At 76.7% G+C, this 21,133-nt stretch carries 2 protein-coding genes; both read right to left on the bottom strand.

Going from position 1 to position 21,133, the window contains the following annotated elements; translation table 11 throughout:
* A partial coding sequence (locus tag V6U77_RS23445) for a type I polyketide synthase (RefSeq protein ID WP_334608782.1) occupies positions 1-6,491 on the bottom strand: 6,491 nt, incomplete at its 3' end.
* A 41-nt stretch (positions 6,492-6,532) separates the two neighbouring features.
* Positions 6,533-21,118, bottom strand: a complete 14,586-nt coding sequence (locus V6U77_RS23440; RefSeq protein WP_334608781.1) for a type I polyketide synthase — start codon at positions 21,116-21,118, stop codon at positions 6,533-6,535.
* Between the last annotated feature and the right edge of the window lie 15 nt (positions 21,119-21,133).

Below are 21,133 nucleotides of genomic sequence, written 5' to 3'. Positions count from 1 at the left end.
CCGGTCAACACCGACACCAGATCCACGTCCAGGTACGGCGCCAGGGCCCGCTGGCACTCCGCCAGCTTCGCGTCGAACACCGGCGTACGACCCACCAGACCGGCCGCCATCCGCGCCGACTGCGCACCCTGACCCGGGAACACGAACACCGCACCCGCGCCGTGCGACAGCGCCGTCGCCGCGACGACGTTGCCGGCCGGCGACCCGGACGCCAGGGCGTCGAGCCCCGCCAGCAGCTCCGTCGTGCGCGATCCGATCACCGCTACCCGCTGGTCGAACACCGACCGCGTCGTGGCCAGGGACCAGCCGACCGCAGCCGGGTCGATCCCGCCGTGCTCGCGCACGTGCTGTGCGAGCCGTGCCGCCTGCCCCGCGAGGGCGCGCTTCGAGCGCGCCGACACCGGCCACACCACGACGTCCGAGGCGACGAGCCCCGGGCCGGGCTCGACGGGAGCCACGGCCTCCGGCTCGGCGGCCTGCTCGATGATCACGTGGGCGTTCGTGCCGGACATGCCGAACGACGACACCGCCGCCCGACGCGCCCGCGCCACGGCCGGCCACGGCCGCGACTCGACCGCCAACTCCACCGCACCGGCGGACCAGTCGATGTGCGGGGACGGCTCGTCCACGTGCAGCGTCGCCGGCACCTTGCCGTGCCGCATCGCCAGCACCATCTTGATCACACCGGCGACGCCCGAGGCGGCCTGCGTGTGCCCGATGTTCGACTTGATCGAGCCGAGCAGCAGCGGTGCGTGCCCGTCCCGGCCCTGCCCGTACGTGGCCAGCAGCGCCTGCGCCTCGATCGGGTCACCCAGCGTCGTGCCGGTGCCGTGCGCCTCCACCACGTCGACGTCCGCGCCGCCCAGCCGGGCACCGGCGAGGGCCTGGCGGATCACCCGCTGCTGCGACGGGCCGTTCGGCGCCGTCAGACCGTTGGACGCGCCGTCCTGGTTGACGGCGCTGCCCCGCACGATCGCCAGCACCTCGTGGCCGTTGCGCCGGGCGTCCGACAGCCGCTCCACCAGCAGCACGCCGACGCCCTCGCCCCAGCCGGTGCCGTCGGCAGCCGCCGCGAACGCCTTGCACCGGCCGTCGGCGGCCAGGCCGCGCTGCCGGGAGAACTCGAAGAAGGTGCCGGGGGTGGCCATGACCGTGACGCCGCCGGCGAGGGCCATGTCGCACTCGCCACGCCGCAGCGACTGCACCGCCAGGTGCAACGCCACCAACGACGACGAACACGCCGTGTCCACCGACACCGCCGGCCCCTCCAACCCCAACGCGTACGCCACCCGACCCGACACCACACTGGCGGCGTTGCCCGTGGCCCCGAACCCTTCGGCCTGCTCCCCCGCAGCCATGAGCAGGGCCCCATAGTCCTGACCATTCGTGCCCACGAACACCCCTGTTCGCGAACCCCGAAGAACCCCAGGCTCGACCCCTGCCCGCTCGACCGCCTCCCACGAGACCTCCAGCAGCAACCGCTGCTGCGGATCCATGGCCGCCGCCTCGCGGGGCGAGATCCCGAAGAAGCCCGGGTCGAACTCCGCCGCCCCGTGCAGGAAGCCGCCCTTGTCGGCGTACGTGGTGCCCGGGTTGGCCGGGTCGGGGTCGTAGAGCCGGTCGAGGTCCCAGCCCCGGTCGGTCGGGAAGTCGCCGATGGCGTCGACACCGTCGGCGACGAGGCGCCACAGCCGCTCGGGGTCGTCGACGCCGCCGGGGTAGCGGCACGCCATGGCGACGATGGCCACCGGCTCGTCGTCGTCCACGGCGGTCGGGGCGGCGACGGGGGCCGGCCCGGCGTCGGCGCCGAAGAGCCCGGCGAGCAGGAAGCGGGCCAGCACGACCGGGGTGGGGTGGTCGAAGACCAGGGTGGTGGGCAGCGCCTGCCCGGTGGCGGCGGCGAGCCGGTTGCGCAGCTCCACGGCGGTCAGCGAGTCGAAGCCGAGGTCACGGAACGCGGTGGTGGCCGGGACGGCGGCGGCTCCGCCGTCGTGGCCGAGCACGTCGGCGGCGAGTTCCCGGACCAGGTCGGCGACGGCCTCGTCCCGCCGGGCGGGGGTCAGCCCGGCGAGGCGCCGACGCAGGGTCGCCGCGGGGCCGTCGTCGCCGTCGTCGACACCGACGCCACCGTCGAGGGCGGCCCGCGCCTCCGGTACGCCCTCCAACAGCGGCCGGCGGCGAGCGGAGGCGTACGCCGGGGCGAAGCGGGACCAGTCCACGTCGGCCACCGTCACGGTGACGTCGTCGTGGTCGAGGGCCTGCTGCAACGCGCCCATGGCCACGGTCGGGTCCATGGCGGGCAGGCCCCGGCGGCGCAGGTTGCGCTCGGCGTCGGCCGCGTGCATGCCGCCGTCGGACCAGGGTCCCCAGGCGATGGCGGTGCCGGCCCGGCCGTCGGCGCGCCGCCGCTGCACCAGCGCGTCGAGGTAGGCGTTGCCGGCCGCGTACCCGGCCTGCCCGCCGCTGCCCCAGGTAGCGGCGATGGACGAGTAGACGACGAAGGCGTCCAGCTCCCGGTCGGCGAGCAGGTCGGCGAGGTGGGCGGCGCCGGCGGTCTTGCCGACGGTGACCTCGGCCAGCTCGGCGGGGGTGACCTCCGCCAGTGGGGTGGCCTGCGCGATGCCGGCGGTGTGCACGACGGTACGCACCGGCGGTCCGTCGGCCTCGATCCGGTCGAGCAGGCCGGCGAGGGCGGCCCGGTCGGCGATGTCGCAGGCGGCGACGGTGACCCGGGCCCCGAGACCGGTCAGCTCGGCCTCCAGCTCGGCGGCGCCGGGGGCGTCGGGTCCGCGCCGGCTGACCAGCACGACGTGTTCGGCTCCGGCGGCGGCGAGCCAGCGGGCGGCGCGGGCACCGAGCCCGCCGGTGCCGCCGGTGACCAGGGCGGTGCCGGTGGGCGTGAACCGGCGCGCCGGCGCGCGGTCGCCGAGGGCGGCGCGGACGAGGCGGCGGGCGAAGACGCCGGGGCCGCGTACCGCGAGCTGGTCCTCGCCGGTCGATCCGGTGAGGATGGCGACGAGCCGGGCGACGGCCCGGTCGTCGGGCTCCGGCGGCAGGTCGACCAGGCCGCCCCAGCGGTGCGGCGCCTCGACGCCGACCACCCGGCCGAGGCCCCAGATGGCGGCCTGCGCCGGGTCGACGAGCCGGTCGTACGAGGCGGCGGCGACCGCGCCCCGGGTGACCAGCCACAGCGGCGCGTCCAGCCCGGCGTCGCCGAGCGCCTGCACGAGCGCGAGGGTGGCGGCCAGGCCGGGCAGGACCGTGCCGTCGGCGACCGGCGGCTCCCCGGCGAGGAGGGAGACGACGCCGGCGGTCTCGGTGCCGGCGAGGGACGCCGCGAGGTCGGCCCGGTCGGCGTCCGGCGCGACGGTCAGCGCCAGCACGTCGGCGCCGGCGCCGGTCAGCGCGGCCCGGACGGTCTCCACCGCCGGGTCGTCGGTCCCGCCGGCGGGCAGGGCCAGCAGCCAGGTGCCGGTCAGTCGGGCGGGTGTGGGTTCGCCGGTCACCTGCCAGTCGGCCCGGTACCGCCAGCCGTCGAGCACCGAGTGCTCCTGCCGCTGCCGCCGCCAGTCGGCGAGGACGGGCAGCAGGGTACGCAGCGACTCGGCGGCGGCGGAGTCGGTGACGGCGAGGGTGTCGCGCAGCGCGTCGAGGTCGGCGCGTTCGACGGCCGCCCAGAACCGCCGGTCCAGGGCGCCGGCCCCGCCTGCGGCGCTCTCGTCGGCGGGTGCCTCGGCCGGCACCCAGTAGTGCTGCCGCTCGAACGGGTAGGTGGGCAGGCCGACGAGCCGGCCGGACCGGTCGCCGAGGACGTCCGCCCAGCGCGGCGGCGTGCCGGCGACGTGGAGCTGGGCGAGTGCGGCGAGCAGTGCGCGGCGGTCCGGGCGGTCCCGGCGCAGCACCGGCACCACGACGGCGGGGGCGGCGTCGGTCGCCTCGGCCTCGGCGAGGGTCTCCTGGACGCTGGCGGTGAGGACGGCGTCGGGGCCGACCTCCACGAAGGTGCCGACACCGTGGGCGCGCAGGGTGCGTACGCCGTCGGCGAAGCGGACCGCCTCCCGGACGTGACGCACCCAGTAGCCGGGGTCGGTGAGCTGCGCCGGGTCGGCCAGCTCGCCGGTCAGGTTGGACACCACCGGCAGGGTGGGGGCGCGCAGGTCGAGGCCGGCGGCGACGGCGGCGAACTCGGCGAGCATCGGCTCCATCAGCGGGCTGTGGAAGGCGTGGCTGACCCGCAGCCGCCGCACCTTCACCCCCCGGCCGGTCCAGAGTTCGGCCAGCTCGTCGATGGCCGCGCCGTCGCCGGAGACGACGACGGCGCCGGGGCCGTTGACGGCCGCGACGGCGACCCGGTCGGTCAGCGCGGCGATCGACTCGGCGACCCGGGCCTCGTCGGCGGCGACGGCGAGCATCGCGCCGCCGGCGGGCAGCGCCTGCATGAGCCGGCCCCGGGCGGCGACGAGGGCGCACGCGTCGTCGAGGCTGAGCACGCCGGCGACGTGGGCGGCGGTCAGCTCGCCGACGGAGTGCCCGGCGACCAGGTCGGGGGCCAGCCCCCAGGAGCCGAGCAGCCGGTGCAGCGCCACCTCGACGGCGAACAGCGCGGCCTGGGTGAAGACGGTCTGGTCGAGCAGCGCGGCCTCGTCGGTGCCGGGCTCGGCGTGCAGCAGCGGCTTCAGCGGCCGGGGCAGCCGGTGGTCGAGGTGGGCGCAGACCTCGTCGAGCGCCTCGGCGAAGACCGGGTACGTCTCGTACAGCTCCCGGCCGGCGCCGGCGCGCTGGGCGCCCTGGCCGGAGAAGAGGAACGCGACGCCGCCGCGTTCGGCGGCGGCGCCGGTGACCAGGCCGGGGGCGGGCCGGTCGTCGGCGAGGGCGTGCAGGGCGGCCAGCAGGCCGTCGCGGTCGTCGGCGAGGACGACCGCCCGGTGTTCCAGGGACGAGCGGGAGACCACCGAGGTCCAGGCGACGTCGGTCGGGCGCAGGTCCGCGTCGTCGGCGACGTACCGCGACCAGCGCTCGGCCTGGCGGCGCAGCGCGGTGCGGGTGCGGCCGGTGAGCAGCACCGGCGCGGGTACGGGCGGCTCGGGCCGGTCGGCCTCGGCGCGGGCCGGCTCGGGCTGTTCGAGGATGAGGTGGGTGTTGGTGCCGCTCATCCCGAACGACGAGACGGCGGCCCGGCGCGGCCGGTCCACGGCCGGCCACGGCGTGGCCTCGGTGACCAGGGTGACCGCGCCGGCGGCCCAGTCCACGTGCGGGGTGGGCTCGTCGACGTGCAGGGTGGCCGGCACGATCCCGTGCCGCATCGCCTGCACCATCTTGATCACCCCGGCGATGCCGGCGGCGGCCTGGGTGTGCCCGATGTTGGACTTGACGGAGCCGAGCAGCAGCGGCGCGGCGTCCCCGCGTTCCCGGCCGTAGGTGGCGAGCAGGGCCTGGGCCTCGATCGGGTCGCCGAGGGTGGTGCCGGTGCCGTGCGCCTCGACCACGTCGACCAGGTCGGGGGTGAGCTTCGCGCCGGCCAGGGCCTGGCGGATGACCCGCTGCTGGGACGGGCCGTTGGGGGCGGTGAGCCCGTTGGACGCGCCGTCGGAGTTGACCGCCGAGCTGCGGATGACGCCGAGCACGGGGTGGCCGTTGCGGCGGGCGTCGCTGAGCCGTTCCAGCAGCAGCATGCCGACGCCCTCGGACCAGCCGGTGCCGTCGGCGGACGCGGCGAACGACTTGCACCGGCCGTCGGCGGCGAGGCCGCGCTGCCGGGAGAACTCGACGAACGGGCCGGGGGTGGCCAGCACGGTCGCGCCGCCGGCCAGGGCGAGGCCGCACTCGCGCTGGCGCAGCGCCTGGCAGGCGAGGTGGATGGCGACCGAGGCCGACGAGCAGGCGGTGTCCACGGTGACCGACGGGCCCTCCAGCCCGAACGTGTACGCCAGCCGGCCGGAGACCACGCTGGCGGCGGTGCCGGTCAGCACGTACCCCTCGACGCCGGGCGCCCGGTGCAGCACGGCGGCGTAGTCCTGCCCGGAGGTGCCGACGAAGACGCCGGAGCGGCTGCCGCGCAGCGACAGCGGGGCGATGCCGGCCCGCTCGAACAGCTCCCAGGTGACCTCCAGCAGCAGCCGCTGCTGCGGGTCCATGGCGACCGCCTCGCGCGGCGAGATGCCGAACAGCGCGGCGTCGAACTGCCCCGCGGCCTGCAGGAACCCGCCCGAGGTGGTGTACGAGGTGCCGGCGTTGTCCGGGTCGGCGTGGTAGAGCCGCTCCAGGTCCCAGCCGCGGTCGGTGGGGAAGTCGCCGATGGCGTCCCCGCCGGACGAGACGAACTCCCACAGCTCTTCGGGCGAGGTGATGCCGCCCGGGTAGCGGCAGCTCATCGCCACGATCGCCACGGGCTCGGACTCCTCGGCGGTGACCTCGCGCAGCCGTTGGCGGGTCTGCTGCAGCTCGGCGACGACCCGCGTCAGGTATTCGCGCAGCCGCTCTTCGTCCGCCATGACATCTCGCTTTCTCGTGACACCACAGGTCCCCGGGCGGCTCAGGAGAGCCCGAGGTCCTGGTCGATGAGGTCGAACAGCTCCTGGTTGCTGGCCACCCGCAGCCGGTCGGCCACCTCGGCGGTCTCCTCCCGACGTTCCTCGGCGGTGCCGAGCCGTTCGAGCAGGCTGTGCAGCCGCATCGTGATCCGCACCCGGCCGATGTCGTCCGGGTCGCGCAGGGCGAGGACGCTCTCCAACTGGTCCAGCTCCGCCAGCGTCGGCAGCGCCTCCACCGACGCCTCGCTGAGCAGTTCGGCCCGCAGGTGCTCGGCCAGCGCCTGCGGCGTCGGGTAGTCGAACACCACCGAGCTGGGCAGGCTCAGCCCGGTCGAGCGGGCCAGCCGGCCCCGCAGCTCCACGGCCGTGAGCGAGTCGAAGCCGAGGTCCCGGAAGGGCCGGCCGGCCTCCACGGCGTACGGGCTGTCGTGGCCGATGACCTCGCCCGCGGCGGTGCGGATGAGGTCCACCAGCAGCCGCGCCTGCTCGGCCTGCGACAGCTCGCCGAGGCGCTTGCGCAGCTCGCCGGCGACCTGGTCGCCGTCCTCGGCGTCGGCCCGCGCCGCCTCGGCCTGGGCGGCCACCTCGGCGATCTCGCTGATCAGCGGCCGGGGCCGGGCGGAGGCGAACACCGGCGCGAAGCGGCCCCAGTCGATGTCGGCGACCGTGAGGGCGGCGTCGTCGCCGTCGAGGCCGGCGCGCAGGGCGGCCATCGCCGGTTCCCGGTCGAGCAGCGACACCCCGCGCCGGCTCATGGCCGCCGCGTGCGCGTCGGTCACCATGCCGCCGCCGGCCCACGGTCCCCAGTTCACCGAGAGGTGCCGGGCGCCGCCGGCCGGCCGGGACTGCGCCCAGGCGTCGAGGAAGGCGTTGCCGGCGGCGTACGCGCCGTGGTCGCCGACGCCCCAGACGGCGGCGATGGAGGAGAAGTGCACGACCAGGTCGAGCGGCTCCGGGTCGAGGAACTCGTCCAGGTGCCGGGCGCCGGCGATCTTGCCGGAGACGACGTCGGCGAGTTCCTCCCCGGTCACCGCGGCGACCGGGTTGAGCCGGCCCACGCCGGCGGCGTGCACCACCGCGTGCACGGTCTCGCCGTCGGCGCGCAGACCGCGTACCAGGTCGGCGACCGCGTCCCGGTCGGCCAGGTCGCAGGCCAGCACCCGGGCCTCGGCGCCGAGGGCGGCCAGTTCCGCCACCGCCTCGTCGGCCCCGGGGGCCGCCGCGCCGCGCCGGCTGACCAGCAGCAGTCGCCGCGCGCCGTGGCGGGCGAACCAGCCGGCGGCGTACCGGCCGACGGCGCCGGTGCCGCCGGTGACCAGGACGGTGCCCGGCGGCTGCCAGTCGGCCGGCGTCGCGGCGCGGGGCGCGCGGGCCAGCCGGCGCAGGTACGTGCCGGAGTCGCGCACCGCGAGCTGGTCCTCGTGCCCGGCGGCGGTGAGTGCCGCCAGGACGTGCTCGGCGGCGGCCGGGGTCACGGTCGCGGGCAGGTCCAGCAGGCCACCGAAGTGCCGGGGGTGTTCCAGCGCGGTCACCAGGCCGAGGCCCCACGTGGTGGCCTGGGCGGGACGGACGACGGGGTCGTCGGCGGCGGTGGCGACGGCCTGCCGGGTGAGCAGCCACAACGGCACCGGGGGCAGGGCGTCCGTGACCGCCTGCACCAGGGCGAGGTTCGCGGTCAGGCCCAGGGGCACGGCGGGCCGGTCGGGGTGCGGTCGCTCGTCGAGGGCCAGCAGCGACACGATCCGGGTGGACGCGGCGCCGGCGAGCCGCTCGGCGAGCGCCGTCCGGTCGGTCGTCGCCGGGTCGACGGCGAGCTGCCGCACCGTGCCGCCCCGGGCGGTGACGAGTTCGGCGAGCCGGTCGACGACCGGCTGGTCCGTACCGCTGTGGACCAGGGTCCACGTGCCGTCCACGGCGCCCGCCGCGAGGGCCTGCGGACGCCAGGTGATGCGGTAGCGCCAGCCGCCGGCGAGGGTGTCCTCCTGCTGCTGGCGCCGCCACCGGGCCAGGTCCGGCAGCAGCTCCCGCAGCGGCCGGTCCGCGTCGAGGCCGAGCCGGCCGGCGAGCGCGTCGCCGTCACCGGACGCCACGGCCCGCCAGAACGCCGAGTCGACGTCGTCGCGGCTGGCGGCGGGGGTACCCGCCGGGGCCGCGTCGAGGGTCGGCCAGAACCGCTGGTGGGCGAACGCGTACGTGGGCAGGTCCACGGGGCCGGCGCCGGGCAGCAGCCGCGACCAGCGTACGGGCACGCCGTGGCAGTGCAGCCGGGCCACGGCGCCGAGCAGGGTGGCCACCTCGTCCTGGCCGGGCCGCTGCACGCCGGTCACGACGACCGGGGCGTCCGCCGGCAGCGCGTCGGCGGTCAGGGCCGTCAGCACGGTGTCCGGCCCGATCTCCAGGAACCGGGTCACCCCGTGGGCGTGCAGGTGGCTGACGGTGTCGGCGAAGCGGACCGCCTCGCGGACGTGGCGCACCCAGTAGTCGGGGGTGCAGAGCTCCTCGGCGTCCACCACCGCGCCGGTCAGGTTCGACACCAGCGGCACCGCCGGCGGGGCGTACGACAGGGTCGCCGCCACGGCCGCGAACTCGGCGAGCATCGGCTCCATCAGCGGGCTGTGGAAGGCGTGGCTGACCCGCAGCCGCTTCGTGCGTACCCCGAGGCCGGCGAAGTGGGCGGCCAGCCCGGTCAGCGCGTCCTCGGCGCCGGCGACGACGACGGCGGTCGGGCCGTTCACGGCCGCGACGGCGACCCGCCCCCGCGTGCCGTCCAGGGCCCGCAGCACGTCGACCTCGGGCGCGGCGACGGCGAGCATCCCGCCGCCGGCGGGCAGGGCCTGCATCAGCCGGCCCCGGTTGCCGACGAGCGCGCAGGCGTCGGGCAGGTCGAGCACCCCCGCCACGTGCGCCGCGCTGATCTCCCCGACGGAGTGCCCGGCCACGAAGTCGGGCCGGATCCCCCAGTCCTCGAGCAGCCGGAACAGCGCCACCTCGACGGCGAAGAGCCCAGCCTGGGTGAAGGCCGTCTGGTCGAGCAGGTCGGCCTCGGCGGTGCCGGGCTCGGCGAACAGCACCGGCCGCAGCGGCCGCGGCAGGTACGCGTCCAGGTGCTGGCACGCCTCGTCGAGGGCCGCCGCGAAGACGGGGAACGTCTCGTACAGGCGGCGGCCCATCCCGGCGTGCTGGGCACCCTGGCCGGAGAAGAGCGCCGCCAGCGCCCCGCCGGGCTCGGCGACGCCCCGGGTGAGTCCGGGGTGGTCCTGGCCTTCGGCGAGTGCGCGCAGGCCGGCGAGGGCCGCGTCGGCGTCGGCGGCGAGCAGCACCGCGCGGTGCCGCAGCGGGGAACGGCCGGTGGCCAGTCCCCGGGCCACGTCGGCGGCGGGCGAGGCGGTGTGCGGCAGCCAGTCGGCCAGCCGTGCCGCCTGGGCCCGCAGGCTGTCGGCGGCGTCGGCGGAGACGACCCAGGGCAGCACCGGCGGCCCCTCGGCCGGCCGGGGCGTGCCGGTGTCGGCCGGCGACGGCACGTCGGGTGCCTGTTCGAGGATGACGTGCACGTTGGTGCCGCTGACCCCGAACGACGACACGCCGGCCCGGCGCGGCCGGTCCACCTCCGGCCACGGCTGCGCCTCGGTCAGCAGCGCGACCGCGCCCGCCGACCAGTCCACGTGCGGCGTCGGCTCGTCCACGTGCAGGGTGGGCGGCAGCAGGTCGTGCTGGAGCGCCAGCACCATCTTGATCACGCCGGAGACGCCCGCGGCGGCCTGGGTGTGGCCGATGTTCGACTTGACCGAGCCCAGCCAGAGCGGCCGGTCGGTGGGCCGGTCCCGCCCGTACGTGGCCAGCAGCGCCTGCGCCTCGATGGGGTCGCCGAGCCGGGTGCCGGTGCCGTGCCCGTCGACGGCGTCGACGTCGGCGGCGGTCAGCCGCGCGTTGGCCAGCGCCTGGCTGATCACCCGCTCCTGGGCGGGGCCGTTGGGGGCGGTCAGGCCGTTGCTGGCGCCGTCCTGGTTCATCGCCGAGCCGCGCACGACGGCCAGGATCCGCCGGCCGTCGCGCTGGGCGTCGGAGAGCCGCTGCAGCATCACCAGGCCGACGCCCTCGCCCCAGCCGGTGCCGTCGGCGGCCCCGGCGAAGGACTTGCACCGGCCGTCGAGGGCCAGCCCCCGCTGCCGGGCGAACTCCAGGAACGGGCCGGGCGTGGCCATCACCGTCACGCCGCCGGCGACCGCGACGTCGCACTCGCCCTGCCGCAGGGACTGGCAGGCCAGGTGCAGCGCCACCAGCGACGACGAGCAGGCGGTGTCGACGCTGACCGCGGGGCCCTGCAACCCGAAGTGGTACGCCAGCCGACCGCTGATGACGGCGGCGACGTTGCCGGTGGCCTGGTAGCCCTCGGTCTCGACCCGGGCGGCCATCAGCAGCGTCGCGTAGTCCTGGCCGTTGGTGCCGACGAAGACGCCGGTGTTGGTCTCCCGCATGTCGGCCGGCGCGGTGCCGGACCGCTCGAACAGCTCCCAGGCGCTCTCCAGCAGCACCCGCTGCTGCGGGTCCATCACCATCGCCTCGCGCGGGGAGATGCCGAACAGGGCGGCGTCGAAACCGGCGGCGTCGGTGAGGAAGCCGCCCTCGCGGACGTACGAGGTGCCGGGCCGGTCGGGATCGGGGTCGTAGATGCCCTCCAGGTCCCAGCCCCGGTCGGTCGGGAACTCCGCGATCCCGTCGCGCCCCTCGGCGACCAGTCGCCACAGGTCCTCGGGGCCGGCGACGCCGCCGGGGTAGCGGCAGCTCATCGAGACGATGGCGATCGGCTCGTCCAGTGCGGTGGCGGCCCGCGTGGGCGCGGTCGTCGGGGTGTCGTCGCCGGTGAGCCGGGCCGCCAGGTGCCCGGCGAGGGCCTCGGGCGTCGGGCGGTCGAACACCAGGGTCGCCGGCAGGTTCAGCCCCACCGCCTCGGCGAGCCGGTTGCGCATCTCCACGGCGCTGAGCGAGTCGAAGCCGATCTCCCGGAACGACCGGTCCGCCGCCAACGCCTGCGGCGAGGACAGCCGCAGCACCGCCGCCGCGTGGACCCGGACGAGGTCGAGCAGGATCCGGCGGCGTTCCGGCGCGGCGAGGCCGGCCAGCCGGCCGCGCAGGGGCGAGGCCGCGTCGGGCGTGTCGCCGTCGCGCTGCCCGGCGGCGAGCAGCCGCGCCACCTCGGGGATGTCGGCGATCAGCGGCCGGGGGCGGGCGAGCGTGTAGGTCTGCAGGAACCGGTCCCAGGCGATGTCCGCCACGGTGAGCGTGGTGTCGCCGTCGTCGAGCGCCCCGGCCAGGACGGAGACCGCGAGGTCGGGACGCATGGCCCGTACGCCCGAGCGGAACATCTGGTCGGCGGCGCCCTCGGCGTCGACCATGCCGCCGCCGTCCCAGGCGCCCCAGGCGATGGCGGTGGCGGCCCGGCCGCGCCGTCGCCGGTCCTCGGCGAGCGCGTCGAGGAAGGCGTTGGCGGCGGCGTAGCCGCCCTGGTGCCCGCCGCCCCAGACGCCCGCGCCGGAGGAGAAGAGCACGAACGCCGACAGGTCGTCGCCGCACACCTCGTCGAGGTTGACCGCGCCGGCCACCTTGGCCCGCAGGGCGTCGGCGAGGTCGGCCACGTCGGTGGCGGCGACCGGTGCGGCGTGGGCGACGCCGGCGGTGTGGAACACGGCCCCGATGCGGGTGCCCTGCCCGGCCAGCTGCGCGACGAGGGCCCGCAGGGCGTCGGGATCGGCGACGTCGCAGGCGGCCACGGTGACGGTGGCGCCGGCGGCGCGCAGTTCGTCCGCCAGCTCGTCGGCGCCGGGCGTGGCGGGGCCCTGGCGGCCGGTCAGCACCAGCTCGCCGACGCCCTCGCGGGCCAGCCAGCGCGCGACCTGGGCCCCGATCGACCCGAGGCCGCCGGTGACCAGGACGGCGCCGCTCGCGGGGCGCCAGTCTCCGGTGGCCGTGCGGTCGGCGCGGGCCCGGACCAGTCGCCGGGCGAACACCCCGGAGGGTCGCAGCGCCAGCTGGTCCTCCGCGTCGACGCCGGTCAGCACCGCCACGAGCCGGGCCCGGTCCCGGGGGTCCAGCTCGGTGGGCAGGTCCAGCAGGCCGCCCCAGCGGTCCGGGTGCTCCAGGGCGACCACCCGGCCGAGGCCCCAGAGCATCGCCTGCCGGGGGCGGTCGAGCGGGTCGGCCCGGCCGGTGGAGACCGCGCCGGCGGTGGCGCACCACAGGGGGGCGGTGATCCCGGCGTCGCCGAGGGCCTGGACCAGGGCGTACGTGCCGGCGAGGCCCGCCGGCACCACCGGGTGGGTCGGGTGCGGCGCGTCGTCGAGGCCGAGCAGGGAGAGCACGCCGGCGACGGGTCCGCCGGTACGCGCGAGTTGGTCGGCCAGCGCCTGCCGGTCCGTCTCCGTCGCGTCGATCCGGACGACCTCGGCCCCGCCGTCGCCCAGCGCCCGGGCGGCGCCGTCGGCCAGGGGGTGCTCGGCGGCGGCCGCCGGCACCACCAGCAGCCAGGTGCCGGAGAGGGTGGCCTCCGCCGCGACGGTCAGCGGCTTCCAGGTGACCCGGTAGCGCCAGGAGTCCACGGTGGACTCGTCGCGGCGGCGGCGACGCCACGAGGAGAGCAGCGGCAACGCTTCGTCGAGGGACCGGGCGGTGGTCTCGTCGATGCGCATCGCGGCGGCCAGCGCCTGCGGGTCGGCGCGTTCCACGGCCTCCCAGAAGTGCCGGTCGGCATCGTCGGAACCGGCGAGGGCGGGGGCGGTGGCGACGGGCGCCTGCGGCCAGTAGCGCTGGCGCTGGAAGGCGTACGTGGGCAGCTGCACCGGCGGGCCGGTGCGGGCGCCCAGGATCGCGGTCCAGTCCACGGGCACGCCGTGCACGTGCAGCCCGGCGAGGACCGTCAGCATCCGGCGCCAGCCGCCGGACTCGGCGTCGTCGGCGGCCACCACGACGGCGTCGGCAGCGCCGGCGTGCGCGATCTCCCGCATCCCGGCGGCGAGCACGGGCTCGGGGGCGACCTCGAGGAAGACCTGCTGGCCCTCGTCGAGCAGGGCGCGTACGAGCGGGGCGGCGTCGGCGTCGTCGGCAAGTCCCCGGTACCACCGGGCGAGGTCGAGACCGTCGGTGTCGAGCGGCCCGCCGGCCGTCGCCGAGTGCAGCGGCACCTCGGCCGCCCGCAGGGTGGTCCCGGCCAGTTCCGTGGTCAGCCGGTCCGGCGCGTCCGGGTCGGCCTCGGCCCGGCTGCCGAGGGCGATCGTCCTCGCCGCGTCGTCCAGCGACAGCGCCCCGGCCACGCAGGCGGCCGCGACCTCACCGTGGGCGTGTCCGAGCACGGCGGCGGGTCGTACGCCGAGCGAGCGCCACCAGCGGGCCAGCGAGACGGCCACGGCCCACCGCACGGCCCGCGTCACGCCGGGGTCGGCCGGGGTCGGGGCGCCGTGTGCGCCGCGCAGCACGGCGGTGAGCGACCAGTCCACCCAGGGCGCGAGCGCCGCCTCGCACGCGGCGATCGCGGCGGCGAACTCCGGCGACCGGTCGAGCAGCTCGGCCGTCGTGGCGGGCCACGGGTCGCCGTGGCCGGGGAAGACGAGGACCGGGTCGCCGCCGCGCAGCGCGATGCCGGTGACGGTGGCGGCGGTGGCGTCGCCGAGGCGGAACGACTCCAGGGCCCGCGTCAGGCCGACGCTGTCGCGGCCGAGGACGACGGCGCGGTGCCCGAAGGCGGCCCGGGTGGTGGCCAGGGCGTGCGCGACGTCGGCCGGTTCCAGCTCCGGGTGCGCCGCCAGGTGCGCGCCCAGCCGGGCCGCCTGCTCGCGCAGCGCCGGGGCGTCCACGGCGGAGAGCACCAGGGGTACGACGTCGGCGCGCGGGCGGTCGGTGGCCCGGGCCTCGACCGTCTCGGCGGGCGGCTGCTCGATGATCACGTGCGCGTTGGTGCCGGAGATGCCGAACGACGACACCGCCGCCCGACGCGGCCGGTCCACGGCCGGCCACGGGGTGGGCTCGGTCGCGAGGGCGACCGCCCCGGCCGTCCAGTCGACGTGCGGGGACGCCTCGTTGACGTGCAGGGTCGGCGGGACGAGCCCGTGCCGCATCGCCAGCACCATCTTGATCACACCCGCCACACCGGCAGCCGCCTGCGTGTGCCCGATGTTCGACTTCACCGACCCCAACAACAACGGCCGATCGACGGGACGGTCCTGCCCGTACGTCGCCAGCAGCGCCTGCGCCTCGATCGGATCACCGAGCGTGGTGCCGGTGCCGTGCGCCTCGACGGCGTCCACGTCGGCAGGGGTGAGCCGCGCGTTCGCCAGCGCCTGGTGGATCACCCGCTGCTGCGAGGGGCCGTTCGGCGCGGTCAGGCCGTTCGACGCGCCGTCCTGGTTCACGGCCGTGCCGCGCAGGACGGCGTGGATGCGCCGGCCCTCGCGCTGGGCGTCGGAGAGGCGCTGCACGAGCAGCACGCCGACGCCCTCGGACCAGCCGGTGCCGTCGGCGGAGGCGGCGAACGACTTGCAGCGACCGTCCTGCGACAGGCCCCGCTGCCGCGAGAACTCGATGAACGTCCCCGGGGTCGCCATCACCGTCACACCACCGGCGAGCGCGAGATCGCACTCACCGCTGCGCAGGGCCTGCGCGGCGAGGTGCAGCGCCACCAGCGACGACGAGCAGGCGGTGTCGACGGTGACCGCGGGACCCTCCAGCCCGAACGTGTACGCCACCCGACCCGACAGCACGCTGCCCGAGTTGCCTGTGCCGACGTAGCCCTCGACCTCGTCGGCCAGCTCCATGAGCTGGGAGGCGTAGTCGTGGTACATGACGCCGGCGAAGACGCCGGTCCGGCTGCCCCGCAACCGCGACGGGTCCAGACCCGCCGACTCGAAGCTCTCCCACGACGCCTCCAGCAGCAACCGCTGCTGCGGATCCATGGCCAGGGCCTCGCGAGGCGAGATGCCGAAGAACCCGGGGTCGAACTCGGCGGCACCGTAGAGGAAGCCACCGTGCCGGGTGTACGACGTGCCGGGGTGGTCGGGGTCGGGGTCGAACAGGCTCTCCAGGTCCCAGCCGCGGTCGGTGGGGAACTCCCCGATGCCCTCGCCGCCGGCGGCCAGCAGTGCCCACAGCTGGTCGGGCGTCTCGACGCCGCCCGGGTAGCGGCAGGCCATGCCGACGATGGCGATCGGCTCGTCGACCCGGGTCGTGATCCGCGCGCCCGGAGCGGCGGGACCGCCGGCGGCGCCGGCCAGTTCGGCGTGCACGTGGGCGGCGAGCGCCTGGGGCGTCGGGTAGTCGAAGACCAGCGTCGAGGGCAACCGCAGCCCGGTGGCCGCGTTGACGCGGTTGCGCAGGTCGACGGCGGTCAGCGAGTCGAAGCCCAGCTCCCGGAACGCGCGGTCGGCCGGCACGGCCTCGGCGCCACCGTGCCCGAGCACCTGCGCGACGAGGCCGCGCACCAGCACGTCGATCTGGGCGCGCGCCTCGTCGGCGGTGAGGCCGCCGATGCGGGTCGCCCAGGTGGTGCCCTGCCCCGCCTGGCGGCGGGTCGTGGTCGTGCCGGCCAGGTTGCGGAGCATCGGCGGCACCAGGCCGGCGCCGGCCGCGGCCCGGAGGGCGGCCAGGTCGATCACGGCCGGCACCAGGGCAGGCCGGTCGGCGGCCAGCGCCGCGTCGAACAGCCGCAGCCCGGTCTCGGCGCTCATCGCGGTGACGCCGCCCCGGGTCGAGCGCGCCCGGTCCGCGTCGTCGAGGGACGCCGCCATGCCGGGGGTGTCCCACATGCCCCAGGCGAGGCTGACGGCGGGCAGTCCGAGCTGCCGCCGGTACACCGCCAACCCGTCCAGGAACGCGTTACCCGCCGCGTACGCCGACTGACCCGGCGAACCCAACACCCCCGCCACCGACGAGAACACCACGAACAGATCCAGGTCGAGCGACTCGGTCGCCTCGTGCAGGAAATACCCGGCCGACACCTTCGGCGCCAACACCCCAGCAAGACGCTCCGCCGTCAGCCCCTCCACGACACCGTCGTCGAGGACACCGGCGGTGTGCACCACGCCGGCCAACCGGCCCCCGTCAGAAACCTCGCCCACCAGAGCGAACACCTGGTCCCGGTCCGTCACGTCACACGCCGCCACCCGCACCGACGCACCCAGCGCGGTCAACCGCTCCAACAACTCGCCCGCACCCGCGGCCTCCGGGCCACGCCGCGACACGAGCACCAGCGAGCGCACGCCGTACACCGACACCAGGTGCTCCGCCACCAGCGCACCCAACGCACCCGTACCACCGGTCACCAACACCACGCCGTCACCCACGGCCGGCGTCTCCACCGACGACGAGGCGACCGCGCGCACCAGACGCGGCACGAACACCGCACCCGACCGCACCGCCACCTGACCACCGAACGCCACCGGCTCGTCGGCCACCGTCGTCAGCACACCCAGCAGCCCGGCGTCCACGTCACCGTCGACGTCCGCCAGCACGATCCGACCCGGATGCTCCGACTGCGCCGACCGCAGCAGACCCCACACCGCCGCACCCGCCAGGTCGACCACCCGATCGTCGACACCCACCGACACCGCACCCCGCGTCACCACCACCAACCGCGACTCCGCCAGGACGTCCGCCGCCAGCCAGGACTGCACCGTCGCCAGCACGTGCGACGTCGCGGCGCGTACCGCCTCGGGGTCGTTGTCGTGGCCGGCGTCCGCCGTGCCTGCCTGGTCGAGTCGCCGCGCGCCGCCCGCCGGCACCAGCAGCAGGCGCGGCACCGCGGCCGACGCCCCGGCGAGCGTCTCGACGTCGCCGTACGCCGGCAGGTCGACGCCGACCGGCGCGCCCACCAGCGCCCACCCGGAGGCGTCCCCGGCCGGGCTGACGTCCTGTGCCTGCCAGGCGACCTCGAACATCGAGCGGGCCGCCTCGTCGGGGGACGACGACACCCCGGTCAGCTCCCGCAACGCCAGCGAGTCCACCGACACGACGGCCGCGCCCGACTCGTCGCCGGCGACCAACCGCACCGCCGAGCCCGTACGCGTCAGCCGCACCCGCAGCACCCGCGCACCCGAGGCGTGCACCTGCACACCCTCGAACGCGAACGGCACCCGCGGCCCACCCGACCCCTCCGAGCCCGGCAGCAGCCCGATCGGGTGCAGGGCGGCATCCAGCAGCGCCGGGTGCACGCCGAACCCGGGCGCGTCACCGGCGACCTCGTCCGGCAACGCCACCTCGGCGAACGCCTCGTCGCCGCCGACCCACACCCGGCGCAGCCCCCGGAACACCGGCCCGTACGACAGGCCGCGCTCCGCCAGCGCCGGATACCAGCCCGCCAGGTCCACCTCGGACGCGCCGACCGGCGGCCACTCCCCCACGCCCGGCTCGTCGGCCGACGCCGGCTCCAGCACGCCCTCCGCGTGCCGGACCCACTCCGGGTCGACGGCCTCCTCCGGCTGCGAGTGCACGGTCACCGACCGGGCGCCCGCCTCGTCGGCCGCGCCCACGCGCACCTGCACCCGCACCGCACCCGCCGACGGCAGCACCAGCGGCGCGGCCACGGTCAACTCCCGCACCCGCGACGCGCCCACCTCGTCGCCCGCCCGCACAGCCAGCTCCACCAGTGCGGCGCCCGGCACGATCACCACGCCGGAGACCGAATGGTCGGCGAGCCACGCGTGCGTCGACGTGGAGAGGCGGCCGGTCAGCACCACCATGTCCTCGCCGGCCACGGAGACGGCCGCGCCGAGCAGCGGATGCCCGGCCGCCCCGAGGCCCGCCCCGGAGACGTCCGTCCACCGGCCCGCCGGTTCCAGCCAGTACCGCTGGTGCTGGAAGGCGTACGTCGGCAGGTCCAGATGCCGGCCGCCGGCCCGACCGAGCAGGTCCGCCCAGCCGACGGTCAGGCCATGCACGTGCAGCGACGCGAGGGCCTCCAGGAGGGCCTGCGGCTCGGGCCGGTCGTGGCGCGACGCCGGCACCAGCAGGGGCGCCGGTTCGTCGTCCACGCGCTCGGCGAGGCAGTTCTGCGCCATGGCGGTCAGGACGCCGTTCGGCCCCACCTCCAGGTAGGTGTCGACCTCTTCGGCGCACAGGCAGTCGACGGCGTCGGCGAAGCGCACCGTGCCGCGTACGTGGCGCACCCAGTAGTCCGGGTCGCAGAGCTGGTCGGCGTCGGCGACGCGGCCGGTCAGGTTCGACACCACCGGGATCGTCGGCGGTCGGAACGTCAGCCGCCCGGCGACGGCCGCGAACTCGGCGAGCATCGGGTCCATCCGGGCGCTGTGGAAGGCGTGGCTGACCCGCAGCCGGCGGGTCTGCACGCCCCGCTCGGACCACACCCGCTGCACCTCGTCGAGGGCCTCGACGTCGCCCGCCACCACCACGGCGGCGGGACCGTTCACGGCGGCCACGTCCAGCCGGCCGGTCAGCCCGGCGAGGGACGCGGCAACGGCGGCCTCGTCGGCGGCCACGGCGAGCATGCCGCCGCCGGCCGGCAGGGCCTGCATGAGCCGGCCGCGCGCGGCGACCAGCGCGCACGCGTCGGCCAGGGAGAGCACCCCCGACACGTGTGCCGCCGCGATCTCGCCGATGGAGTGCCCGGCCACCAGGTCCGGCACCACCCCGAACGACTCGACGAGGCGGAACAGGGCCACCTCGACGGCGAACAGGCCCGCCTGGGTGAACACCGTCTGGTCCAGCAGCTCCGCCTCGGGCGTACCCGCCTCCGCGAACAGCACCTCCCGCAACGCGCGCGGCAGCAGCGGGTCCAGGTGGCCGCACGCCTCGTCGAGGGCGGCGGCGAAGACCGGGAACGCCGCGTACAGCTCGCGGCCCATGCCGGCGCGCTGCGCGCCCTGACCGGAGAAGAGGAAGGCCACCTTGCCGCGCGGGGCCGACGATCCGGTGGTGACGGCGCCGGTCGGCTCGCCGGCGGCGAGGGCCCGCAGCGCGGTGAGCAGGTCGTCCGCGTCGCCGGCCAGGACGACCGCGCGGTGCTCGAGCCCGGCGCGGTTGACCGAGGAGACCGCGACGTCCACGGGACGCAGGGAGTCGACCCGGGCGAGGTGGTCGGCCCAGCGGCCGGCCTGCCCGGCGAGCGCCTCGGGCGTACGCGCGGAGAGGAACACCGGGGCGAGCGGGAGCGTCACGGGCGCGTCGGCGACGGGCGGGGCCTCGTCCGTGGAGGGGGCGTCGTCGGCGGGCGCCTCCTCCAGGATGACGTGCGCGTTCGTACCGCTGATGCCGAACGACGACACGGCGGCGCGGCGCGGCCGGTCGGAGGCCGACCACGGCCGCGCCTCGGTGAGCAGCGAGACCTGCCCGGCGGACCAGTCGATGTGCGGGGACGGCTCGTCGACGTGCAGGGTGGCGGGCATGGTGCGGTGCCGGATCGCCTCGATCATCTTGATCAGACCGGCGGCGCCCGCGGCGGCCTGGGTGTGCCCCAGGTTCGACTTGACCGAGCCCAGCCAGAGCGGCCCACCGTCGCCCCGGTCCTGCCCGTACGTGGCCAGCAGCGCCTGCGCCTCGATCGGGTCGCCCAGCGTGGTGCCGGTGCCGTGCGCCTCGACCACGTCGACGTCGGCCGGCGAGAGCCGGGCGTTCGCGAGGGCCTGCCGGATGACCCGCTCCTGCGACGGGCCGTTGGGCGCGGTGAGTCCGCTGCTGGCGCCGTCCTGGTTGACGGCGCTGCCCCGGACCACGGCGAGGATCCGCCGGCCGTCGCGGCGGGCGTCGGAGAGCCGCTGCAACAGCAGCACGCCGACGCCCTCGGACCAGCCGGTGCCGTCGGCGGCGGCGGCGAACGACTTGCACCGGCCGTCCGAGGCCAGGCCCCGCTGGCGGGAGAAGTCGGCGAAGGTGCCCGGGGTGGACATGACCGTCACGCCACCGGCGAGCGCGAAGTCGCAGTCGCGCTGGCGCAGCGCCTGCGTCGCGAGGTGCACGGCGACCAGCGACGACGAGCACGCCGTGTCCACGGTGACCGCCGGGCCCTCGAGCCCGAACGTGTACGCCACCCGCCCCGACACCACGCTGCCGGAGTTGCCGGTGCCGATGTAGCCCTCGACGCCCTCGGGCAGGTCCAGCACCCGCGAGGCGTAGTCGTGGTACATGACCCCGGCGAACACGCCGGTCCGGCTGCCGCGCAGCCGCTGCGGGTCGATGCCGGCGTGTTCGAACGCCTCCCAGGAGGTCTCCAGCAGCAGCCGCTGGTGCGGGTCCATCGCCAGCGCCTCGCGGGGGCTGATGCCGAAGAAACCCGGGTCGAACTGCGGCGCGTCGTAGAGGAAGCCACCCTGGCTGCTGGTCGACGTGCCCGGGTTGTCCGGGTCGGCGTGGAAGAGCCGCTCCAGGTCCCAGCCCCGGTCGGCCGGGAAGTCGCCCACCCCGTCGCCGCCCCGGTCGACGAGGTCCCACAGCTCCGCCGGGCTGGACACCCCGCCCGGGAACCGGCACGCCATCCCGATGACGGCCATCGGCTCGCGGTCCTTGGCCTCCACCTCGCGCACCCGCCGGCGCGCGTCGCGCAGGTCGGCAGTCGCACGCCGGAGGTAGTCGAGGAACTCTGCCTCAGTAGGCATCGGGCCACTCCGTAT

This window comes from Micromonospora sp. CPCC 205546 (assembly GCF_036902715.1).
Classification (GTDB): Bacteria; Actinomycetota; Actinomycetes; order Mycobacteriales; family Micromonosporaceae; genus Micromonospora.
This window is presented reverse-complemented; position numbering and strand designations above follow the sequence as displayed.